Origin of the sequence: Rhizobium sp. JAB6 (assembly GCF_003024605.1) — a bacterium.
Lineage (GTDB): Bacteria > Pseudomonadota > Alphaproteobacteria > Rhizobiales > Rhizobiaceae > Rhizobium.
Genome location: NZ_PYJQ01000009.1, coordinates 1,016,165 through 1,035,096 on the forward strand (window position 1 = coordinate 1,016,165; position 18,932 = coordinate 1,035,096).

The 18,932-nt window shown below is 60.3% G+C and carries 18 protein-coding genes and 1 other RNA gene; 13 read left to right on the forward strand and 6 right to left on the reverse strand.

Features of this window, described 5'->3' with window-relative positions; genetic code table 11:
• Positions 1-19: 19 nt before the first annotated feature.
• The 3 genes from ssrS to C7U61_RS15035 all read right to left on the reverse strand — a co-directional run bounded on the left by ssrS (position 20) and on the right by C7U61_RS15035 (position 1,050).
• Positions 20-178: non-coding RNA, 6S RNA (ssrS, locus tag C7U61_RS15025), on the reverse strand.
• A gap of 171 nt (positions 179-349) precedes the next feature.
• A complete protein-coding gene (locus C7U61_RS15030; protein WP_106998827.1) occupies positions 350-727 on the reverse strand; it encodes a cell division protein ZapA in 378 nt (125 codons plus the stop codon).
• Between the two features lie 47 nt (positions 728-774).
• On the reverse strand, positions 775-1,050 hold the full coding sequence (locus C7U61_RS15035) for a DUF4164 domain-containing protein (protein WP_106998828.1): 276 nt from the start codon (positions 1,048-1,050) through the stop codon (positions 775-777).
• A gap of 398 nt (positions 1,051-1,448) precedes the next feature.
• Here C7U61_RS15035 and tkt point away from each other — a divergent pair, with 398 nt between their 5' ends.
• The 4 genes from tkt to C7U61_RS15055 all read left to right on the forward strand — a co-directional run bounded on the left by tkt (position 1,449) and on the right by C7U61_RS15055 (position 8,064).
• Positions 1,449-3,431 (forward strand): transketolase, encoded by a 1,983-nt coding sequence (gene tkt, locus C7U61_RS15040; RefSeq protein WP_106998829.1) that lies wholly within the window; start codon positions 1,449-1,451, stop codon positions 3,429-3,431.
• Positions 3,432-3,494: 63 nt separating this feature from the next.
• On the forward strand, positions 3,495-4,505 hold the full coding sequence (gene gap / locus C7U61_RS15045; protein ID WP_106998830.1) for a type I glyceraldehyde-3-phosphate dehydrogenase: 1,011 nt from the start codon (positions 3,495-3,497) through the stop codon (positions 4,503-4,505).
• A gap of 412 nt (positions 4,506-4,917) precedes the next feature.
• On the forward strand, positions 4,918-6,759 hold the full coding sequence (locus tag C7U61_RS15050) for a potassium/proton antiporter (protein WP_106998831.1): 1,842 nt from the start codon (positions 4,918-4,920) through the stop codon (positions 6,757-6,759).
• Between the two features lie 102 nt (positions 6,760-6,861).
• The gene (locus tag C7U61_RS15055; RefSeq protein ID WP_106998832.1) at positions 6,862-8,064 is read left to right on the forward strand and encodes a phosphoglycerate kinase; all 1,203 of its coding nucleotides are present in this window, start codon (positions 6,862-6,864) and stop codon (positions 8,062-8,064) included.
• 91 nt (positions 8,065-8,155) lie between these two features.
• On the opposite strand, the gene C7U61_RS19675 is transcribed toward C7U61_RS15055, so the two are convergent.
• On the reverse strand, positions 8,156-8,431 hold the full coding sequence (locus C7U61_RS19675; protein WP_245410801.1) for a hypothetical protein: 276 nt from the start codon (positions 8,429-8,431) through the stop codon (positions 8,156-8,158).
• A 28-nt stretch (positions 8,432-8,459) separates the two neighbouring features.
• Between C7U61_RS19675 and C7U61_RS15065 the strand changes: the two genes are divergently transcribed.
• The gene (locus tag C7U61_RS15065; protein ID WP_245410802.1) at positions 8,460-9,644 is read left to right on the forward strand and encodes a serine hydrolase; all 1,185 of its coding nucleotides are present in this window, start codon (positions 8,460-8,462) and stop codon (positions 9,642-9,644) included.
• A gap of 159 nt (positions 9,645-9,803) precedes the next feature.
• On the forward strand, positions 9,804-10,721 hold the full coding sequence (locus C7U61_RS15070; protein WP_106998834.1) for a PhzF family phenazine biosynthesis protein: 918 nt from the start codon (positions 9,804-9,806) through the stop codon (positions 10,719-10,721).
• A 48-nt stretch (positions 10,722-10,769) separates the two neighbouring features.
• On the opposite strand, the gene C7U61_RS19540 is transcribed toward C7U61_RS15070, so the two are convergent.
• The gene (locus tag C7U61_RS19540) at positions 10,770-10,931 is read right to left on the reverse strand and encodes a hypothetical protein (protein WP_181315851.1); all 162 of its coding nucleotides are present in this window, start codon (positions 10,929-10,931) and stop codon (positions 10,770-10,772) included.
• Between the two features lie 224 nt (positions 10,932-11,155).
• On the opposite strand from C7U61_RS19540, the gene C7U61_RS15075 reads away from it, so the two are divergent.
• The 4 genes from C7U61_RS15075 (at position 11,156) to C7U61_RS15090 (ending at position 15,761) form a co-directional block, all read left to right on the forward strand.
• A complete protein-coding gene (locus C7U61_RS15075) occupies positions 11,156-12,430 on the forward strand; it encodes an MFS transporter (protein WP_106998835.1) in 1,275 nt (424 codons plus the stop codon).
• Positions 12,431-12,458: 28 nt separating this feature from the next.
• On the forward strand, positions 12,459-12,650 hold the full coding sequence (locus C7U61_RS15080; protein WP_106998836.1) for a DUF1192 domain-containing protein: 192 nt from the start codon (positions 12,459-12,461) through the stop codon (positions 12,648-12,650).
• A 384-nt stretch (positions 12,651-13,034) separates the two neighbouring features.
• Positions 13,035-13,550 (forward strand): DUF1465 family protein, encoded by a 516-nt coding sequence (locus tag C7U61_RS15085; RefSeq protein WP_106998837.1) that lies wholly within the window; start codon positions 13,035-13,037, stop codon positions 13,548-13,550.
• A gap of 273 nt (positions 13,551-13,823) precedes the next feature.
• Positions 13,824-15,761: a TetM/TetW/TetO/TetS family tetracycline resistance ribosomal protection protein gene (locus C7U61_RS15090; RefSeq protein WP_106998838.1), complete on the forward strand. Its 1,938-nt coding sequence runs from the start codon at positions 13,824-13,826 to the stop codon at positions 15,759-15,761.
• A gap of 74 nt (positions 15,762-15,835) precedes the next feature.
• Here the strand turns inward: C7U61_RS15090 and rpmE are convergent, their stop codons facing one another.
• Positions 15,836-16,057 carry a 50S ribosomal protein L31 gene (gene rpmE, locus C7U61_RS15095; RefSeq protein ID WP_034503571.1) on the reverse strand — a complete coding sequence of 74 codons (222 nt, stop codon included), beginning with the start codon at positions 16,055-16,057 and terminating at the stop codon, positions 15,836-15,838.
• A gap of 192 nt (positions 16,058-16,249) precedes the next feature.
• Between rpmE and C7U61_RS15100 the strand changes: the two genes are divergently transcribed.
• From C7U61_RS15100 to C7U61_RS15110, 3 genes are all read left to right on the forward strand, one after another.
• The gene (locus C7U61_RS15100; protein ID WP_106998839.1) at positions 16,250-18,052 is read left to right on the forward strand and encodes an ABC transporter transmembrane domain-containing protein; all 1,803 of its coding nucleotides are present in this window, start codon (positions 16,250-16,252) and stop codon (positions 18,050-18,052) included.
• Between the two features lie 101 nt (positions 18,053-18,153).
• Positions 18,154-18,342 carry a YegP family protein gene (locus C7U61_RS15105; protein ID WP_015341032.1) on the forward strand — a complete coding sequence of 63 codons (189 nt, stop codon included), beginning with the start codon at positions 18,154-18,156 and terminating at the stop codon, positions 18,340-18,342.
• A gap of 247 nt (positions 18,343-18,589) precedes the next feature.
• The gene (locus C7U61_RS15110) at positions 18,590-18,928 is read left to right on the forward strand and encodes a YciI family protein (RefSeq protein ID WP_106998840.1); all 339 of its coding nucleotides are present in this window, start codon (positions 18,590-18,592) and stop codon (positions 18,926-18,928) included.
• Positions 18,929-18,932 lie beyond the last annotated feature (4 nt).

Below are 18,932 nucleotides of genomic sequence, written 5' to 3' on the forward strand. Positions count from 1 at the left end.
CCATTGTCGAAAAATTGAAGAGCGATCCACGACGACCGATGGATGTTTACGATCCTGGGTGCCTACAAACGTAGGTGGGCACCGTGTGTCCAGGCCCACGGGCCTGGTCAGGGACAGCTCCCTTTGGATCGAGTATGGCCCCAGGGATTGTGGTTCCTGTCGGGAAGCGCAGACCGCCTGAACTATATAGAGCGGATTGTGTCGCCGCACCAGAGGGCCGCAGCCGGCATCCGCAGAAATAACTCAAAGCATGTCGCGCAAAAGTGAGACAAGCGGTTTTGCGATAACGACATGCGTGAAATCGAATCTAAAGCGAGAGAAGCGAGGCTGAAAGCTCGCGATGCGCGCTTTAGGCCTGCTCGATACCCGGGCGCTCCAGGAGCTTCTCGGTAATGCCGTGGATGCGCGTCGTCACCTCGTCGATGACGCTGGCGAGCGTTTCCTCGGCGCGGGCATTGGCGGCAAGCGCCGTATCGCGATTACTGGTCAGGGATTCCAGTTCGGCTTCCAGCGCGGATATGCGGCGCGTCAATTCCGATACCTCGTCCATAATCATGATCCCGGCCATGACGGTCAGTCTGAGATCGCCGATTTCACCGAACTGGCTCTTCAAATGCAGGACATAGCGGTCGAAGCGACTGGCAAGATCCGTCAGATGGTCTTCCTGCCCCTCTTCGCAGGCCATCCGATAGGCCTTGCCGTCGATCGTTACCGTTACTTGCGCCATTCGACTTTCCGATCACTGCCGCTCTGGAACGGCTGCCTCCCGAGGGATCAGCGGTCCAGCACGGCTCTTATGGTTTCCATCGCCGTAACAAGCCGGCGCGACACTTCACGATTGACTTCTTCGAGCCGGTTCGCCCGGAACTCGGCCTGATCCAATTCCTGGGCAAGGCGCGACCGGTCGGCGTGAACCCTGCGGACCTCGCCTTCTATATCGCTCTGAGCCCGTTCCCGCTCGAACCGTCCGTCGACGGCACTCTCCAAAGTCGAAAGCGCCTGGCGCAACCGGGCGAGCGCCGTGTCCACCGTTTTGCTTGAAGGTGTCATACCCTTCGCATCTCCGCGCAAGGCCCGAATCAAAACATCCGGCCACTTGTCTGATTTCGCAACAATATTCAACTCGGCAACAGCACGTCAATAAAGGCCGTCATGTGGCAGTGCCCCTATTCTGTGGATGAATGCCGCCTTTGCCGCCTGCGCACGCCTTGTCGCATGATTGTCGTCTTTTGTAAAAGTGAACGGGCAAATGTCAAAAAATTGCCGCAGGAGGGCCGGATTGAGCCCTCGATTTATTGACTTGCTCGCCCTAACTGCTATGTCTCGACCGCCTGAGGCGACGTTGGAAATGGCGTTCGGAAGAGCGCCTCCCTTCACCCGCCTTTAACCGATGGCCTCCCTCCCAAGCGTGCGGCCATCCCCGAACCCGGAACACTGCGGAAAAACCCATGAACTCTCGCGAACAACACGACCGGATGGCGAATGCGATCCGTTTCCTTGCCATGGATGCTGTCGAGAAGGCCAATTCCGGTCACCCCGGTTTGCCGATGGGGATGGCTGATGTCGCCACCGTTCTCTTTAGCAAATATCTGCGCTTCGACCCGAAGAACCCGCTTTGGCCGGACCGCGACCGTTTCGTCCTGTCGGCCGGCCACGGCTCGATGCTGCTTTATTCGGTTCTCTACCTCACCGGCTATCCGGATATGACGGTCGATGAGCTCACCCGCTTCCGCCAGCTCGGCTCCAAGACCGCCGGCCATCCGGAATATGGTCACGCCACCGGCATCGAAACCACCACCGGCCCGCTTGGCCAGGGCATTGCCAATGCCGTCGGCATGGCGATCGCCGAGCGCAAGCTGCGCGAGGAGTTCGGCGCCGAGCTTCAGGATCACTACACCTACGCCATGTGCGGCGACGGCTGCCTGATGGAAGGCATCAGCCATGAAGCGATCGCGCTTGCCGGCCATCTCAAGCTCAACAAGCTGATCCTGTTCTGGGACAACAACTCCATCACCATCGACGGCGCCGTCTCGCTTTCGGATTCGACCGATCAGGTCGCACGCTTCAAGGCCGTTCACTGGAACACGATCGAGATCGACGGCCATGATCAGGCTGCCATCGCCGCCGCCATCGAAGCCGCTCACAAGTCCGACCGCCCGACCTTCATCGCCTGCAAGACGATCATCGGCTTCGGCGCGCCGAACAAGCAGGGCACCCATAAGGTCCATGGCTCGCCGCTCGGCGCCGAGGAAATTGCCGCAACCCGCATCGCGCTCAACTGGCCTTACGAGCCCTTCGTCATCCCGAACGACATTCTCGGCGAGTGGCGCGCCGCTGGCGAACGCTCCGTCGGCACCCGCGAAGCCTGGGAAGGCCGCCTTGCTGCCGCCGACCCGGCCAAGAAGGCGGAGTTCACCCGCCGCTTCGACCATAAGCTGCCCGCCGGCTTCGATGCCGCCATCAGCGACTACAAGAAGAAGCTCGCGGAAACCAAGCCGACGGTTGCGACCCGCAAGGCTTCGGAGGATGCGCTCGAAGTCATCAACGGCTTCATCCCGGAAACGCTTGGTGGCTCCGCCGACCTGACGCCGTCGAACAACACCAAGACCAGCCAGATGAAGTCGATCACCCCGACCGATTTCTCCGGCCGTTATATGCACTGGGGTATCCGCGAACACGGCATGGCTGCCGCGATGAATGGCATCGCTTTGCACGGCGGTCTGATCCCCTACAGCGGCGGCTTCCTGATCTTCTCGGATTATTGCCGTCCGCCGCTGCGCCTCGCCGCCCTGATGGGCATCCGCGCCATCCATGTCCTGACGCATGATTCCATCGGCGTCGGCGAAGACGGCCCGACCCACCAGCCGGTCGAGCAGGTCGCAAGCCTGCGCGCCATTCCGAACTTCCAGCTCTTCCGCCCGGCGGATGCAACGGAAACGGCGGAATGCTGGCAGATCGCCATCAAGACGACCAACCGTCCCTCCGGCCTTGCCCTGACCCGTCAGAACCTCCAGGCCGCCCGTACGGAATATAGCGAGAAGAACCTTTGCGAACTCGGCGCCTACACACTGGCCGGCAATGCCGACGCCAAGGTGACGATCTTCGCTTCGGGCTCCGAAGTCGAACTCGCCGTCGCCGCCCGCGCCGTTCTCGAAGGCAAAGGCGTCTCCACGCGCGTCGTTTCGGTTCCCTGCACCGAACTCTTCTTCGAGCAGCCGGACGCCTACCGCAAGGAAGTCATCGGCAACTCGCCGGTCAAGGTTGCCGTCGAAGCTGGCGTCCGTGAAGGCTGGGATGCCTTCATCGGACCGGAAGGCGCCTTCATCGGCATGAAGAGTTTCGGCGCTTCGGCTCCGTACAAGGATGTCTACAAGCATTTCGGCATCACCGCCGAAGCCGTTGTCGCCGCCGCTGAGGCAAAGCTTTCCTGAGTGCGCTGACAAGCGCTCTCAAATCCAATAGATAAACACCCTGAGTGAAAGGGAGTGACATTCATGACTGTAAAAGTAGCCATCAACGGCTTTGGCCGCATCGGCCGTAACGTTCTGCGTGCAATCGTCGAATCCGGCCGCACCGATATCGAAATCGTCGCCATCAACGATCTCGGTCCGGTCGAGACCAATGCGCACCTGCTGCGTTACGATTCCATCCACGGCAAGTTCCCCGCCGAAGTGAAGGTCGAAGGCGACACGATCATCGTCGGCGGCGGCAAGCCGATCAAAGTCACGGCGATCAAGGACCCGGCGACCCTGCCGCACCGCGATCTCGGCGTTGACATCGCCATGGAATGCACGGGCATCTTCACCGCCCGCGACAAGGCTGCCGCCCACCTGACGGCCGGCGCCAAGCGCGTCATCGTTTCGGCTCCTGCCGACGGCGCCGACCTGACCGTCGTTTTCGGCGTCAATCATGACCAGCTCACCAAGGAGCACTTGGTCATCTCCAACGCATCCTGCACCACGAACTGCCTGGTACCGGTGGTCAAGGTTCTCGATGACGCCGTCGGCATCGACCATGGCTTCATGACGACCATTCACTCCTACACCGGCGACCAGCCGACGCTCGACACCATGCACAAGGACCTGTACCGCGCCCGCGCCGCAGCCCTGTCCATGATCCCGACGTCGACGGGCGCCGCAAAGGCTGTCGGCCTGGTTCTGCCGCACCTGAAGGGCAAGCTCGACGGCACGTCGATCCGCGTTCCCACGCCGAACGTCTCGGTCGTCGACTTCAAGTTCGTGGCCAAGAAGGCAACGACGGTCGGCGAAATCAACGAAGCTATCAAGGCTGCATCGAACGGCAAGCTGAAGGGCATCCTCGGCTACACCGACGAGCCGCTGGTTTCCCGCGACTTCAACCATGACAGCCACTCGTCGATCTTTGCGACCGATCAGACCAAGGTCATGGAAGGCAACTTCGTGCGCGTCCTGTCGTGGTACGACAATGAATGGGGCTTCTCGAGCCGCATGTCGGACACGGCCGTTGCCTTCGCGAAGCTGATCTGATTACGGCTCGATCCAAAGTGACATTGATGCCGGCGGTGCGATTTCAGGCGCCGCCGGCATTGCTATTTTGATGAAAGTGCTCCGCCGGCAAGCACCTAAGGAGACCGCAGCACCAATCCTGCATCGTCTTAAAAACATTTCGATTTTTTCATTGCCTGCCCTGCTATCGTCCAGATTTACCAGTAAATTTTGAATCAGGAAGTCTCCCAGGCATTCCACCGCTTTGCCGTTCTGGCAAGGCGCATCACACCATGACGATGCAGTCGTCGGAAAGAGTTTCGCTCCTTGAACTCTCCTCCGAACGATTTCCGTATTTGCCAATTGGCCAGGCACGGCGGCATGATGGAAACTGGGGAAGACCTCCAGTGTTCCGGGCTTCGGGTCCGGTGGCGGCGCACGGAAAGGGAAAAAAGTGGAGGCATTTTACATTATCGTGCTGATCAGCACGGTTCTCATACTCATTGCAGCCTTCTCCAGCCTCCTCGCCTTTCGTTTCGGCGCTCCCCTGCTGCTGCTCTTCCTGATGATCGGCCTTGCCGCCGGCACCGACGGCCTCGGCATCGAATTCTCCAACAATTATCTCGCCTATATTCTCGGCTCGCTGGCGCTTGCGATCATTCTCTTCGATTCCGGCTATGGCACCCCGATCCAAGCCTTCAAGCTTGCTGCGGCACCCGCGCTGACCATCGCTTCCGTCGGCGTCATCGTCACGGCGGCGCTGTTCGGCCTTGCCGCAACCTGGCTGCTAGGCTTCACCTGGCTGCAGGGGCTGCTGCTCGGCTCCATCGTCGCCTCGACGGACGCGGCGGCGGTCTTCTTCCTTCTGCGCATCGGCGGCATCAATATCCGTGACAAGGTGCGCTCGACACTGGAAGTCGAATCCGGCACCAACGACCCGATGGCGATCTTCCTCACGCTCGCCTTGGTCGAACTTCTGGCAAACGGCGAAGGCTATGCCGGCATCAACCTCGCCATGCTCGCCACCTTTGTCCAGCAGATGGGACTGGGCCTCATTCTCGGCCTCCTCGGCGGCATGATGATCGTCCTCATCGTCAGCCGCCTGGAAACCGATCGCGGACTGACGCCGATTTTCGTGCTAGCGCTGGCGCTCCTCGTCTTCTCCTTCACCGGCGCTGTCGGCGGCAGCGGCTTCCTGGCCGTCTATGTCGCGGGCATCTATGCCGGCAATCGCAAGCTGCCCGCATCCGCCTCGATCAAGCGCTTCCAGGACGGCATGACCTGGCTGGCGCAGATCATCATGTTTCTCGTGCTCGGCCTGCTCGCCACGCCATCGGAATTCCCGGCGATCGCCATCCCTGCCGTCGCGCTGGCGCTGTTCCTGATCTTTGTTGCCCGGCCGATTGCCGTCTGGCTCTGCGTGCTGCCGTTCGACTACACACAGCGGGAAACCGGCTTCGTCGCCTGGGTCGGTCTGCGCGGCGCCGTCTCCATTCTTCTGGCCATCATGCCGATCCTCGGCGGCTTGCAGGCGGGCCAGACCTATTTCAACGTCGCTTTCATCGTCGTGCTGGTTTCGCTGTTGATCCAGGGCTGGACCATCAAACCCATGGCGCGCCGGCTTGGCCTCATCGTTCCCCCACGCATGGGGGCGATCGACAAGGTCGAGGTCGACCTGCCGGGCACGGTCAACCACGAACTCCTCTCCTATCGTGTCGTGAAGGACAGCCCCGTCCTGCGCGGCGAACGCATCCCGCGTTGGGCGACGCCCTCGCTCATCGTTCGTGACGGCAAGTCCATGCGCTATCAATATGCCGGCCGCATGCGCGAAAACGATATCGTCTATCTTTTCGTCTCCCCCAATTATTCGCGCCTGCTCGACCGCCTTTTCGCCAGCCGCGCGCCGGTCGATCCCGAGGATGCCGAGTTCTTCGGGGCCTTCTCGATCTCACCGCTGCGCCCCGCCGCCGATCTCGACGCTGCCTATGGGCCGGGACTGCTGAGCGAACAGGAGAAGGGATTGACCATAGCGGAGCTCATGCGCCATCGCCTCGGCGGCAAGGCCGACTATGCGGATCGCGTTCGTCTGGGCGAGATTATCCTCATCGTCCGCGATCTCGACGAGAACGATCACATCCAATCCGTCGGCATGTCGCTCGAGGCGGTGGAACCGCCCGTCATCATGCCGATCTTCATCAATCTCCATGATATTTTGAAGAGCATCCGCGCTTACCTGCAGAAGCGCCGCGACCGCGTGAATGAGGCGGTTTCGGACGAAACAACTCCAGGGAAATAGAACCGTTCGGCGATCCCAAGAAACGCTGAACGGTTCTTGCGTCTGCGATCATCCGTAGTATGGTCGGCGCGCTTTTCGCCACCAACAATATCGGATCCTCCCATGGCAGCCTTCAAAACTCTCGACGATCTCACCGACATCACCGGCAAGCGCGTATTGGTGCGCGTCGACCTCAATGTGCCGGTCAAGGATGGCAAGGTCACCGATGCGACCCGCATCGAACGTGTCGCCCCGACGATTCTCGAATTGTCCGAAAAGGGCGCCAAGGTCATCCTGCTTGCCCATTTCGGCCGCCCGAAGGATGGCCCTTCCCCGGATCTTTCCCTCGGCCTCATCGTACCGGCCGTCGAAGAAGTCCTGGACCATGCCGTTCTCTTCGCTTCCGACTGCATCGGCGCCCCGGCAGCCGAGGCGGTTGCCAAGATGAACAATGGCGACATCCTGCTGCTGGAAAACACCCGCTTTCACAAGGAAGAGGAAAAGAACGACGGTACCTTCACCAAGGCGCTCGCCGCCAATGGCGATATCTACGTCAACGACGCCTTCTCCGCCGCCCATCGCGCCCATTCCTCGACCGAGGGCCTCGCCCACCTGCTGCCGGCCTATGCCGGCCGCACGATGCAGGCCGAGCTCGAAGCCCTGGAAAAGGGCCTCGGCAATCCGGTTCGTCCGGTTGTCGCGATCGTCGGTGGCGCCAAGGTTTCCACCAAGATCGATCTTCTGATGAATCTCGTGAAGAAGGTCGATGCGCTTGTCATCGGCGGCGGCATGGCCAACACCTTCCTCGCCGCCCGCGGCACCAATGTCGGCAAATCGCTCTGCGAGCATGATCTTGCCGACACAGCCAAGCAGATCATGATCGAAGCCGCCACAGCCGGCTGCGCGATCGTGCTGCCGGAAGACGGCGTCGTCGCCCGCGAATTCAAGGCCGGCGCCGACAACGAGGTCGTCGCGATCGAAGCCATCCCCGCCGACGCCATGGTGCTCGATGTCGGCCCGAAATCGGTCGAAGCCGTCAAGAGCTGGATCGGCCGCGCCACCACGCTCGTCTGGAACGGCCCGCTCGGCGCCTTCGAAATCACCCCCTTCGACGCCGCGACTGTGGCAGCTGCCAAATATGCCGCCGAATGCACGAAGGCCGGCAAGCTCACCTCGGTCGCGGGCGGTGGCGATACGGTTTCGGCGCTGAACCATGCCGGTGTTGCCGACGACTTCACCTATGTCTCGACGGCGGGCGGCGCGTTCCTCGAATGGATGGAAGGCAAGGTCCTTCCCGGCGTTGCCGTTCTGCAGGCCGGCAAGTAAATCAGCAGCACTTCGAATGAATGAAAAGCCCCCCGGCCGGGGGGCTTTTTTTCTTTATGCAACAACGTCCGAACGTTCAGAACAGAGCAAGTTACATCTGCCACAATGGCAAGATCAGCTTTGCTGTGATATCGGAAAGCAACCGTGTCAAACGGATGTAACAAAAACGCGGCACTAGAGCATGCCGCACAAAAGTGTGCAGCGGTTTTGCGACAACGGCATGCGCAAAATCAAAGACCAAGCGTGGGAAGCGAATCTGAAAAATCGCGACACGCTTTAGGCCAATTATGATGAAGGCTGAATAGAGGGGTTGCCACATGTTGGCCTGGCGCAGTTTTATTGCCGTTCTTGCTGTAGCCTGGGTCACTCAAATAAATATTGCTCAAGCCCAACAGGTGCGCGCAGCTGTTCCCGTCTTTTCCCCGACCGGACCGGACGCAGAAGCTTACGGCGAAAAACTCGGCTATCCAGTCGGCCTGCCACTCAGCGAACAACACAACATGATCGGCAACTTCACCCACGCCGATCAGCTTGCGCCAATTCACACGATCGCCGCCGCCGAACATCCGCTAACGCTGTTGCGCGCCCCATCCGAGATTTCGGTTAAGTTCACGTTTGGCGCTGAAACCGCTTCCTTGCCGAAATATCTCGACACCAATCCCACCACGGGATTGCTGATTGCCCGCAACGACACGATCCTGTTCGAACATTATCAATATGGCCGCACCGATCACGACCGCTTCGTCTCGCAATCCCTGGCAAAGACATTGACCGGCATGATGATCGGGATCGCGATTTCCGAAGGCGCCATTCATTCGATCAATGATACCGTGCAGACCTATGTGCCGGAGCTGAAGGGCACGGAGATGGGCGGCACGCCGATCCGCGCATTGCTGCACATGGCCTCCGGCATTGCCTTCACCGAAAACTTTGGTAATCCCGACGACAACATCCGCCTCAGCAATTCCCTGCTTGGCCCGGAAAAACTCGACCCCATCACAGCCATATCCCGCTTCAACAAGCGGGTAGCGCCTCCCGATACGGTCTGGCACTACAGCAATCTCGATACGGAGGGGCTGAGCCTCGTCCTGACCCACGCCACCCATATGAGCATGGGGGACTATCTACAGACCCGCATCTGGCAGCCGATGGGTGCGGAAGCCAGCGCGAACTGGCAGGTCGACAAAACAGGCCAGGAAGTCGGCTATTGCTGCTTCAGCGCGACGCTTCGCGACTATGCCCGCTTCGGCATGCTGCTTGCCCATGACGGTGCCTTGAACGGACGGCAGATCATCCCGCGCCAATGGCTGCTGGATGCCACGCAGCCGGTGAAGCAAGGCTCGTTCCTGGCAGTCAATCACGAAACGAACCCATGGGGCTACGGCTATCAGACCTGGCTGATGCCCGGTCCGCGCAGAACATTCTTTCTGGACGGGCGGGCAGGCCAGCGCATTCTCGTCGACCCGGCAACGCATCTGGTGCTGGTGCACACTGCCGTTCGTGCGAAACCCGGCGATACGGGCAGTGCCGAGCTTGTCGAACTCTGGTCCAGCGTGTTGAAGCAGTTTCAGAACAATTGACGCGATCGCCATTGCCAGGCGGCTTTCAAGCCGATGCTTAAAGGCAGACTTCCCAAAGGAGACCGCTGCTGAAGTTGTCACCGGCACAAGTTCCCGCTTTTAGCATCCGCCGGGCAGCGGCTAAATCCTCGTAGATCTGTAAAAGCTCCGGGGGCCGCTATGAACACCGTCGCCTATGTCACCGTGGATGTCTTCACGTCCGAACGCTTCCTTGGCAATCCACTGGCCGTCATCCCCGATGCGCGTGGCCTCAGCAGCGACGCCATGCAGAAGATCGCAGCCGAGTTCTGCTACTCGGAAACGACGTTCGTGCTGCCGCCTGAAAATCCCGATCACACGGCACGCGTCCGCATCTTCACGCCGACATCGGAAATTCCCTTTGCTGGCCACCCGAATGTCGGCACCGCCTTCGTTCTCGGGCAGCAGCGGGCGATCTTCGGAAGACCCGCCGGCGACCGGCTGATCTTCGAAGAGGATGCCGGCCTTGTGGAAATCGCCTTGTTGCGCAACGATGGCGCAGTCTGCGGCGCAAGCATCCGCGCGCCGGGCCAACTTTCAGTCGGCGAGGCGATCGCAGGCGAACTGATTGCCCGCTGCGTGCAGATCGACCCGCAATCGATCCGCCATACGACCCATGCTCCCATCTTCGCATCCGTCGGCCTGCCTTTCGCCTTTGCCGAGCTGGACAGCCTCGAAACGCTTGGCAAAGCATGGCCGAATGCTGCCGTTTTTGCCGAGGCGGCTGCGCGGCACAGGGAAGACAAGACGGGCTTTTCGCTCTTTCTTTACGTTCGCTGCGCCGAAAATCCTTGGGCCATCCGCGCCCGCATGTTTGCGCCGCTCGACAATGTGACGGAAGACCCGGCGACCGGCAGCGCCTCCGCCGCAATCGGCGCCTATCTGACTTCCCTGCTGCCGGCACAGGACGCGGAAGTAAAAATCGCTATCGAGCAGGGCGTGGAAATGGGAAGACGCAGCGTCATCGGCGTCAATGTCAAAAAATCTGCCGGTACGGTAAATGAAGTCTTGCTGTCCGGAAGCAGCGTCTTCGTCATGCGTGGAGAGATCGGGATCTAGCAAGCGACCCATGCCGGGGCCGAAGCCTCGAATTCGGCCTGAAATGCGCTAAAACACCTCGTTGATAACGAGTGCCACCGTCCAGATGGCAAAGGCGAAGAGGGCGATCTTCCAGAAATCAGCCCTGCGCTTCAGGCCCGGCAGCCCCAAAGGCTTAATGATATGCACCGCCATGGCGAGCAGAAGCAGCACCGCTATGGCCTTTGTCACGCTATTTTTCCCCGTTTATGCAAGAGTTGAGAGCAGCCGCGACCAAAAACCGCTGCGCGCCTTTCGTGATCATGCTCTAATCGTCATAGGACGGACATTTTTCCGCGCCAACAGACTGTTTCTACACGCCGATAGCGGCAATCCGGGACACAATCAATAGCGAATGCGGACAGGGCAGGACCTGTCTAGCCGGCTCCTAAACGAGCCGCGTGAAGGTGGGGAGCATGAAACGAAACATATTGCCGGTACTCGCTCTGCTGTTCGGCACGCTGTTCCTGTTTACGGGCAACGGTCTGCACAGCCTGCTGCTGCCCGTGCGCGGCACGGCCGAAGGCTATGCGACGACGACGCTCGGCCTGCTGGGCACGACGTGGGCGACGGGCTTCGTCCTCGGCTGCCTGACGGCGCCGAAGCTGGTCAGGCGCATAGGCCATGTGCGCGCCTTTTCCGGCTTCATCTCCGTCATCGCCATCATCGCGCTTTTGACCGGCATCATCGTCGACCCCATCTGGTGGGTGGCGCTGCGTGCCGTGACCGGCTTCTGCACGGCCGGAACCTCGATGATCATCGAGAGCTGGCTCAACGAACGCGCCACCAATGAAAGCCGTGGAGCGATCTTCTCGCTCTATATCGGCATCACGCTGATCGGCGCCGTCGCCGGCCAAATGATGGTGCCCTTCGCCGATATCCACACGCCAATCCTCTTCATGATGTGCGGCATCTGCTATTGCGTCGCCATGCTGCCGACCACGCTGTCGACCGCCGCCTCGCCGCAGCCGCTGAAGGCCGTCAGCCTCGACCTGAAGGCGCTCTACCGCAATTCGCCGGTCGCCTCGATCGGCATTCTGCTCGTCGGCATCGCCAATGGCGCATACGGCACGCTCGGCGCCGTCTTCGGCGCCAAGGCCGGCCTTTCCGAGAGCGATATCGCGCTGATGATGAGCTCGACCATCTTCGCCGGCGCGGTGATGCAGCTGCCGGCCGGCCGCCTGTCCGATCGCATCGACCGTCGCTACGTACTAGCGGGCATGGCGGCGATCGCAGCCCTCGACGGCCTGCTGCTCTTCCTGTTGAAGCCGGGCAGCCCGGCTTTCCTCATCAGCATGGTCGTCATCTACGGCGCCGTCGCAAACACGCTCTATCCGATCGCCGTCGCCCACGCCAACGACTTCGCGGCGCCGGAAGATTTCGTCAAGGTTTCGGGCGGCCTGCTGCTGCTCTACGGCATCGGCACGATCATCGGCCCGACGTTGAGCGGCCCGGTCATGTCCTCCATCGGCCCCTACTCGCTATTCTTCGTCACCGCCATTGCTCATGTGCTGATTACCTCCTATTCGATCTTCCGCAGCCGCATGCGCGCCGCAAAGCCGGCGGGCGATCGCGACGCGTACACGACCATGCCGTCGGCCAACGCGCAGATGATCACCCCGGAGAGCATGGCGCTGGCGCGGAGCGAGACTTCAAAAAAGGACGATATAACTGTAAATTACGGCACCTGATCCTTGTGAAGGGAAAGGAGGAGCCGAAATGAGCCTATTCGATGATGATCGTCCCAAGCAGCCATCCGCCCACGAGATCGGCAGCGATCTGTCGTTGCTATCGGTGGACGAGCTGAAAAGCCGCGTCGCATTGCTCCAGGGCGAGATAGTCCGGCTGGAAGAGGAAATCGCTGCCAAGACCTCCGGCCGCAAGGCAGCGGATAGCCTTTTCCGCTTCTGAAGCACCGTTCCGGCGTGCCTTGCCGCAGCACGAAATCTGTACTGTGCAATCCAGCATTAAGGCATGCTCAACTGAATATTAAGCTTTACGACATATTACTATGACCATCCAGATTCGCTCTGGACTCAGACAGTTCCTCCACTTGGCGAATTGGTCTGATTTTTCTCCCTGTTTTACCTTGAGAGCCGCTTTTGCGGCTCTTCTTTTTTGTCCTGGATCACGGACCTTGCCGAAACTGTGGAGATTAACCCTTTCTTAAGAAACGCCTTGCGAATTTCAGTTAAAACAACCATCTTAAAGTCATAAAAGCGGATGCCGAAAGCTCTTAGGGACTTGACCGGCTTTTCCTGAACAAAAGTGTTGCGTGAAGCAGGGATTTATTCGATGTCGGAACTTGGGTTGAACACGATCAGCTTTGCTGACCACGCCGCATCGTCGGCGCAGTTCAGGGCGCTCTATTCTGAAGGCATGTCGCTGGTTGAGGAAACTGCCGGCTATCTCGACGGTCAGGGCCGCGCGGCTTCCAAGGTTCTGCCGCGCATGGCCTCAGTGCTTTATGCCGCTGAATCGATGCGCCTGACGACCCGCCTCATGCAGATGGCCTCCTGGCTGCTCCTTCAGCGCGCCGTCAACAACGGCGAAATGTCGCGCGATCAGGTGCTGGCCGAAAAGAACAAGGTTCGTCTTGACGGCTTCAATGTCGACCGCACGGCACCGGGCTGGAACGACCTGCCGGAATCCTTCCGCGATCTCGTGGAGCGTTCGCTGCGCCTGCAAAACCGCGTTGCTATCCTCGACCGCGAAATCTACCGTCCGACGGAAACTGCCATCGTTCCGGACAACCAGAACAGCGTCAAGGCACAGCTGACCCTGCTGCAGACGGCTTTCGGCGGCAACTGAACCCCAAGCCTCGCCTATGAATTCCAACCGGTCGCGCACGGCGCGGCCGGTTTTATTTTGCGCAATCACTCCTTGCTTGGAAAACCGGCGCGCGAATTTAAGCCCTGAGTAGAAACCGGACAAAGCTTGACGGATTCCGCGAAACGTCTGTAAAAAGAAATGCCCGTCTCCTTCGGGGGATGGAGGAACCGTATCGCATCCGCGTGGAGGACCCAATGCGCCGACTCACTTCTCACGAAAATCAAATCCGAAATTCTGAGAAGATGATGAACCATGCGCACATTGAATCTGGGCATCCTCGCCCATGTAGACGCGGGCAAGACTAGCCTCACCGAACGACTCCTTTTCGACACCGGCATAATCGACAAGCTCGGCAGCGTCGATGCCGGCAGCACGCAGACAGATAGCCTCGAACTCGAGAAACAGCGCGGCATCACCATCGCCGCCGCGGTGGTCGCCTTCACCATCGGCGACGTTTCGGTAAACCTCATCGACACACCGGGGCATCCGGACTTCATTGCCGAGATCGAACGGATCCTGCAATTGCTCGATGCGGCCGTGGTTGTGATTTCCGCGGTCGAGGGCGTGCAATCGCAGACCCGCGTGCTCGTCAGGACATTGCGCCGCCTCGGCATCCCTTTCATATTCTTCGTCAACAAGATCGACCGTCTTGGCGCGCGCTATGATGAGGTGCTCGAGGATATCGCCACCCAGCTGGCGGTCCGACCCGTGCCGATGTCGATCGTCCATGACGCCGGCAGCAGGCTCGCCACCGTGGAAACCGCCGATCTCGGAAGCGATCCGCATTTCTCGCGGTTCTGCGAAGCACTTTCAGTCAACGACGAGCTCTTGCTGGAAGATTATGTTCTGGCTTCGGAGCGCCTGACGCCGCAAAGGCTGGAGCAGGCCCTTGCCGATCAGGTAGCGAAGTCCCTGATCCACCCGGCATTTGCGGGTGCGGCGACACGAGGCCTCGGCATCCCTGCCCTGATCTCGGCGGTCCAGACTTTGCTGCCAAGCCGGCAGCCGAATCCTGACGGCCCGGTTTCCGGAACGATCTTCAAGATCGAACGCGGATGGGGCGGCGAGAAACTCGCCTATCTCTATCTGGCGTCTGGCACGGTTGGCCTTCGCGACGATATCGGGACCGCGAACGGCCCGGCAACGATCAGCAGCCTTCGGCTCTTCCGGGGCGGCAGGGCGGACAAGGTCGCACAAATCGGCGCCGGCCAGATCGCCAAAGTCGGCGGCCTTCCAAATGCCCGTATCGGCGATTGGATCGGCACCGAAAGCCCGCAAGGCACGCTTCGCCACTTCGCGCCGCCGACCTTGGAAACCCGCATTCGCGCCATGCGCTCTTCGGAAAACGCTGCACTCTGGCTGGCTCTGGGACAACTTGCAGAGCAGGACCCGCTCATCAACCTGCGTACCAATGAAGAAACCGGCGACATATATGTTTCGCTCTACGGCGAGGTGCAGAAGGAGGTCATTCAGGCAACGCTCTCGGCCGAGTTCGGCCTGGACATCGCTTTTGAGGAAAGCACTGTCATCTATGTCGAGAGGCTGGCCGGAACGGGAAGCGCCGTTGAGCTGATCTTCAAGGAGCCTAATCCGTTTCTCGCGACCGTAGGCTTGCGCGTCGAGCCGCGGCCGGAAGACGCCGGCAACAGCTTTGCCCTGGAGGTGGATGTCGGCCAGATGCCCGCAAGCTTCTATCGGGCAGTCGAGGAGGCCACGTTCGAAACGCTGAAGGAAGGTCTTTTCGGCTGGCAGATCATCGACTGCCATGTCGCCATGACAGCGGCGCGGCAAAGTCCGCCCGCGAGCACGGCGGTGGATTTCCGCAAGCTCACGCCATTGGTCCTCGCATCCGCGCTTTCATCGGCAAAGACGATCCTCTGCGAACCCGTCGAGCATTTTCACATCGAGATACCGGCCGCGGCTTTACCTGGTGTGCAGGGCCTGCTTGCGAAATCCGGCGCGGCGATGAGAAGATCGTTGATCGAAGAGGGTATGGCCCGGCTGGAAGGCACGGTGGCATCATCGATGATCCAGACCATCCAAAGGCAGTTGCCGGGATTGTCGGGCGGGGCCGGTGTCCTGGAGCACGCCTTCGATCATTATGCGCCGATATCTGGGTCACATCATGTACGCGAGCGCACAGCCGTAAATCCGTTCGATCGTGCCGACTACCTGCGGCGCATGCGATGAGGCGCCGCACATTCGACCAACGCAAAAAAGCCCGGCAAAACCGGGCTCTTTTCAAGCGGTAAATCGCAATGCGATTAGATGCCGAGACCGCCGAAGCGCTTGTTGAACTTCGAAACGCGGCCGGCACGGTCCATCATCTGCTGGTTGCCGCCGGTCCAAGCCGGGTGGGACTTGGAGTCGATTTCGAGGTTCATGACGGCGCCTTCAGAACCCCAGGTCGAGCGGGTTTCATATTCGGTGCCGTCGGTCATGACTACCTTGATAGTGTGGTAGTCGGGATGAATGTTGGCCTTCATAACAATCTTCCTGTCATGCCAGGGTCCATTTGTCGCAAGGCATTGCGGCAACCGAACCGATTGAATAAATGAAGCCGCAGTCCGTTAAAGGCCACGGCTTCCAATTAAGATGGCGTGCCTATACATGAAGGCAGCGGCGATAACAAGGGGCGAAACGCCGAGTCCCTTGCTGATATGGGGATTGGAGACGACTTGTCGGAAACTGGCCAGGCTGAGGAAAAGAAAACCCGTTCAATCCGCCCTCTCGGACGACTGACGCCCTACCTCAGGCGATATCGGGGTATGGTGGCAGGCGCGATCATATCGCTCGTCATCGCCGCCGTCACCTCGCTCGCGCTGCCGGTCGCCGTCCGGCGCATCATCGATCACGGCTTCGATCAGGCCGACCGCGGGCTGATCGACAGCTATTTCGTCGTGATCATGATCATGGCGCTGCTGCTCGCTGCGGCGAGCGCGCTACGCTACTATTTCGTCATTTCCATCGGCGAGCGCATCGTCTCCGACATGCGCCGCGAGGTCTTCGACCATGTCACGCGGCTGTCGCCCTCCTTCTTCGACGTCAATCAATCCGGCGAGATCGTCTCGCGGCTGACGGCCGATACGACGCAGATCAAGTCCGCCGTCGGCGCCACAGCCTCCGTCGCGCTGCGCAACCTGATCCTCTGTCTCGGCGCGGTGATCATGATGATCGTCACCAGCCCGAAGCTCTCGAGCATCGTGCTGATCGCTATCCCCGTCATCGTCCTGCCGCTTGTCAGTTTCGGCCGTTCCGTGCGTAAGCGTTCGCGGGCCGCGCAGGAGACGCTGGCGCAGGCATCGGCCTATGCCAACGAGACCATCGCGGCCAGCCGCACCATCCAGGCCTATAATGGCGAGGGCGCAGCGGCGCAACGCTACGGCAGCGCCGTCGAGGACGCCTATCAGGCGGCACGCGCGGCGATCAAATCCCGCTCGCTGCTGACCGGCTTTGCCATTGCCATGGTTTTCGGCAGCATTGTCGCCGTGCTCTGGGTCGGTGCACAGAATGTGCTTGCCGGCACCATGTCTGCCGGCACGCTCGGCCAGTTCCTGCTCTATTCCGTCATCGCCGGCTCCTCGCTCGGCTCGCTGTCTGAAGTCTGGGGAGAGCTATCCCAGGCCGCAGGTGCCGCCGATCGCCTGGGCGAACTGCTTGCCGAAGTGTCCCCCATCGCCGCCCCCGCCAATCCCCTGCCCTTGCCGCAGCCGCCGCAGGGCCGTGTGGAATTCTCCGATGTCCACTTCTCATACCCGTCCCGGCCGAACAGATCGGCGCTGCATGGGCTTTCATTCTCTGTGAAGCCGGGAGAGACCGTCGCGATCGTCGGCGCATCGGGTGCCGGCAAGAGCACCATCTTTTCATTGCTGCTGCGCTTCTACGATCCGCAAAGAGGCTGCGTCTCCATAGATGGCATCGATGCGCGCGATGTGCTGCCGGATACCCTGCGTGAACGCATCGCCATCGTCCCTCAGGACACCACCATCTTTGCCGCCTCCATCCATGACAACATCGCCTTCGGCCGGCCTGGTGCCTCGCGCGACGAAGTGCGCGCCGCCGCGATCGCCGCGCAGGCGGACGAGTTCATTTCACGTCTCGAAAAAGGCTATGATACGCAGGTCGGAGAACGCGGCGTCACTCTTTCGGGCGGCCAGCGTCAGCGCGTGGCCATTGCCCGCGCCATTCTGAAGAATGCGCCGATCCTGCTGCTCGATGAAGCAACCTCTGCTCTCGATGCCGAAAGCGAGACGCTTGTTCAAAAGGCGCTGGAGGGCTTGATGGAGACACGCACGACCCTCGTCATCGCTCATCGCCTGGCGACCGTCTTGAAGGCCGACCGCATTCTGGTGCTGGATCAGGGCCGCATCGTCGAGGAAGGTACGCACCAGAGCCTGATCCGCCACGGCGGCATCTATGCCAAGCTCGCGCGCCTGCAATTCGATGCCGGCATCGAGGATCACATGCTCATCGCGAAATAGCGGGTAGATCGTCTCAAATACAACCTTGTGGCAATAGTTTTGAAGTTGAGCTAGATTTTCGGCGTTATCCCGCGCTGACGCGATTCTAGGAGACGAGAACCATGTATAAATTTGAAGTCTACAAGGACAAGGCCGGCGAGTTTCGCTTCCGCTTCAAGGCCTCGAACGGCGAAACCATGTTCGGTTCGGAAGGCTACAAGGCGAAGGCCTCGGCCCTGCATGCTATCGAATCGATCAAGGCTCACGTCGGCGGCGCCGTCATCGACGACCAGACCACCGCCACCGCATAATACTCGCGTCACGCATTCGCTGCAAAGCCACTCACGGCCGGCTGCCCTTGGGCGTGCCGGCCGTTTTGATTTCGGCCGTCAATTTCAAAAAAATCTTTCCGCGAGTGTCGAACTCGACCGGTCTTGCGGCTCATTATGTCGAAGCGGCAGGAAGCCGTTTTGCCAGCGGTGTTGTATATTCCGGCATTCAGCTTTGCAGGCTACGCCGTCCGGCCATCGTCAAATCTGCAAATGGGAGACTTATCTCATGCAATATGCTTTGATCATCCGTGAATCAGCCGAGGATTTTGGGCGTCGTGCCGATCCGACCTATAAGAACGGCTGGATCGCCTACACGCAGGCGCTCGTCCAGGCCGGCATCATGACGGGGGGCGCGGGATTGACGGCACCAGAGACGGCAACGGTCATCCGTCGCCAGGGCGAGGATCACGAGGTAAAGGACGGTCCCTTCCCTGATGGTAAGGAGCAGCTTGGCGGCTTCTACCTGATCGATGTGCCGGATCTGGATGCCGCGCTGGAATGGGCGCTGCGCGTCCCGATCTCGCAGCAAGGCTCGGTCGAGATACGGCCGCGATTGCAGATGTAGCCAT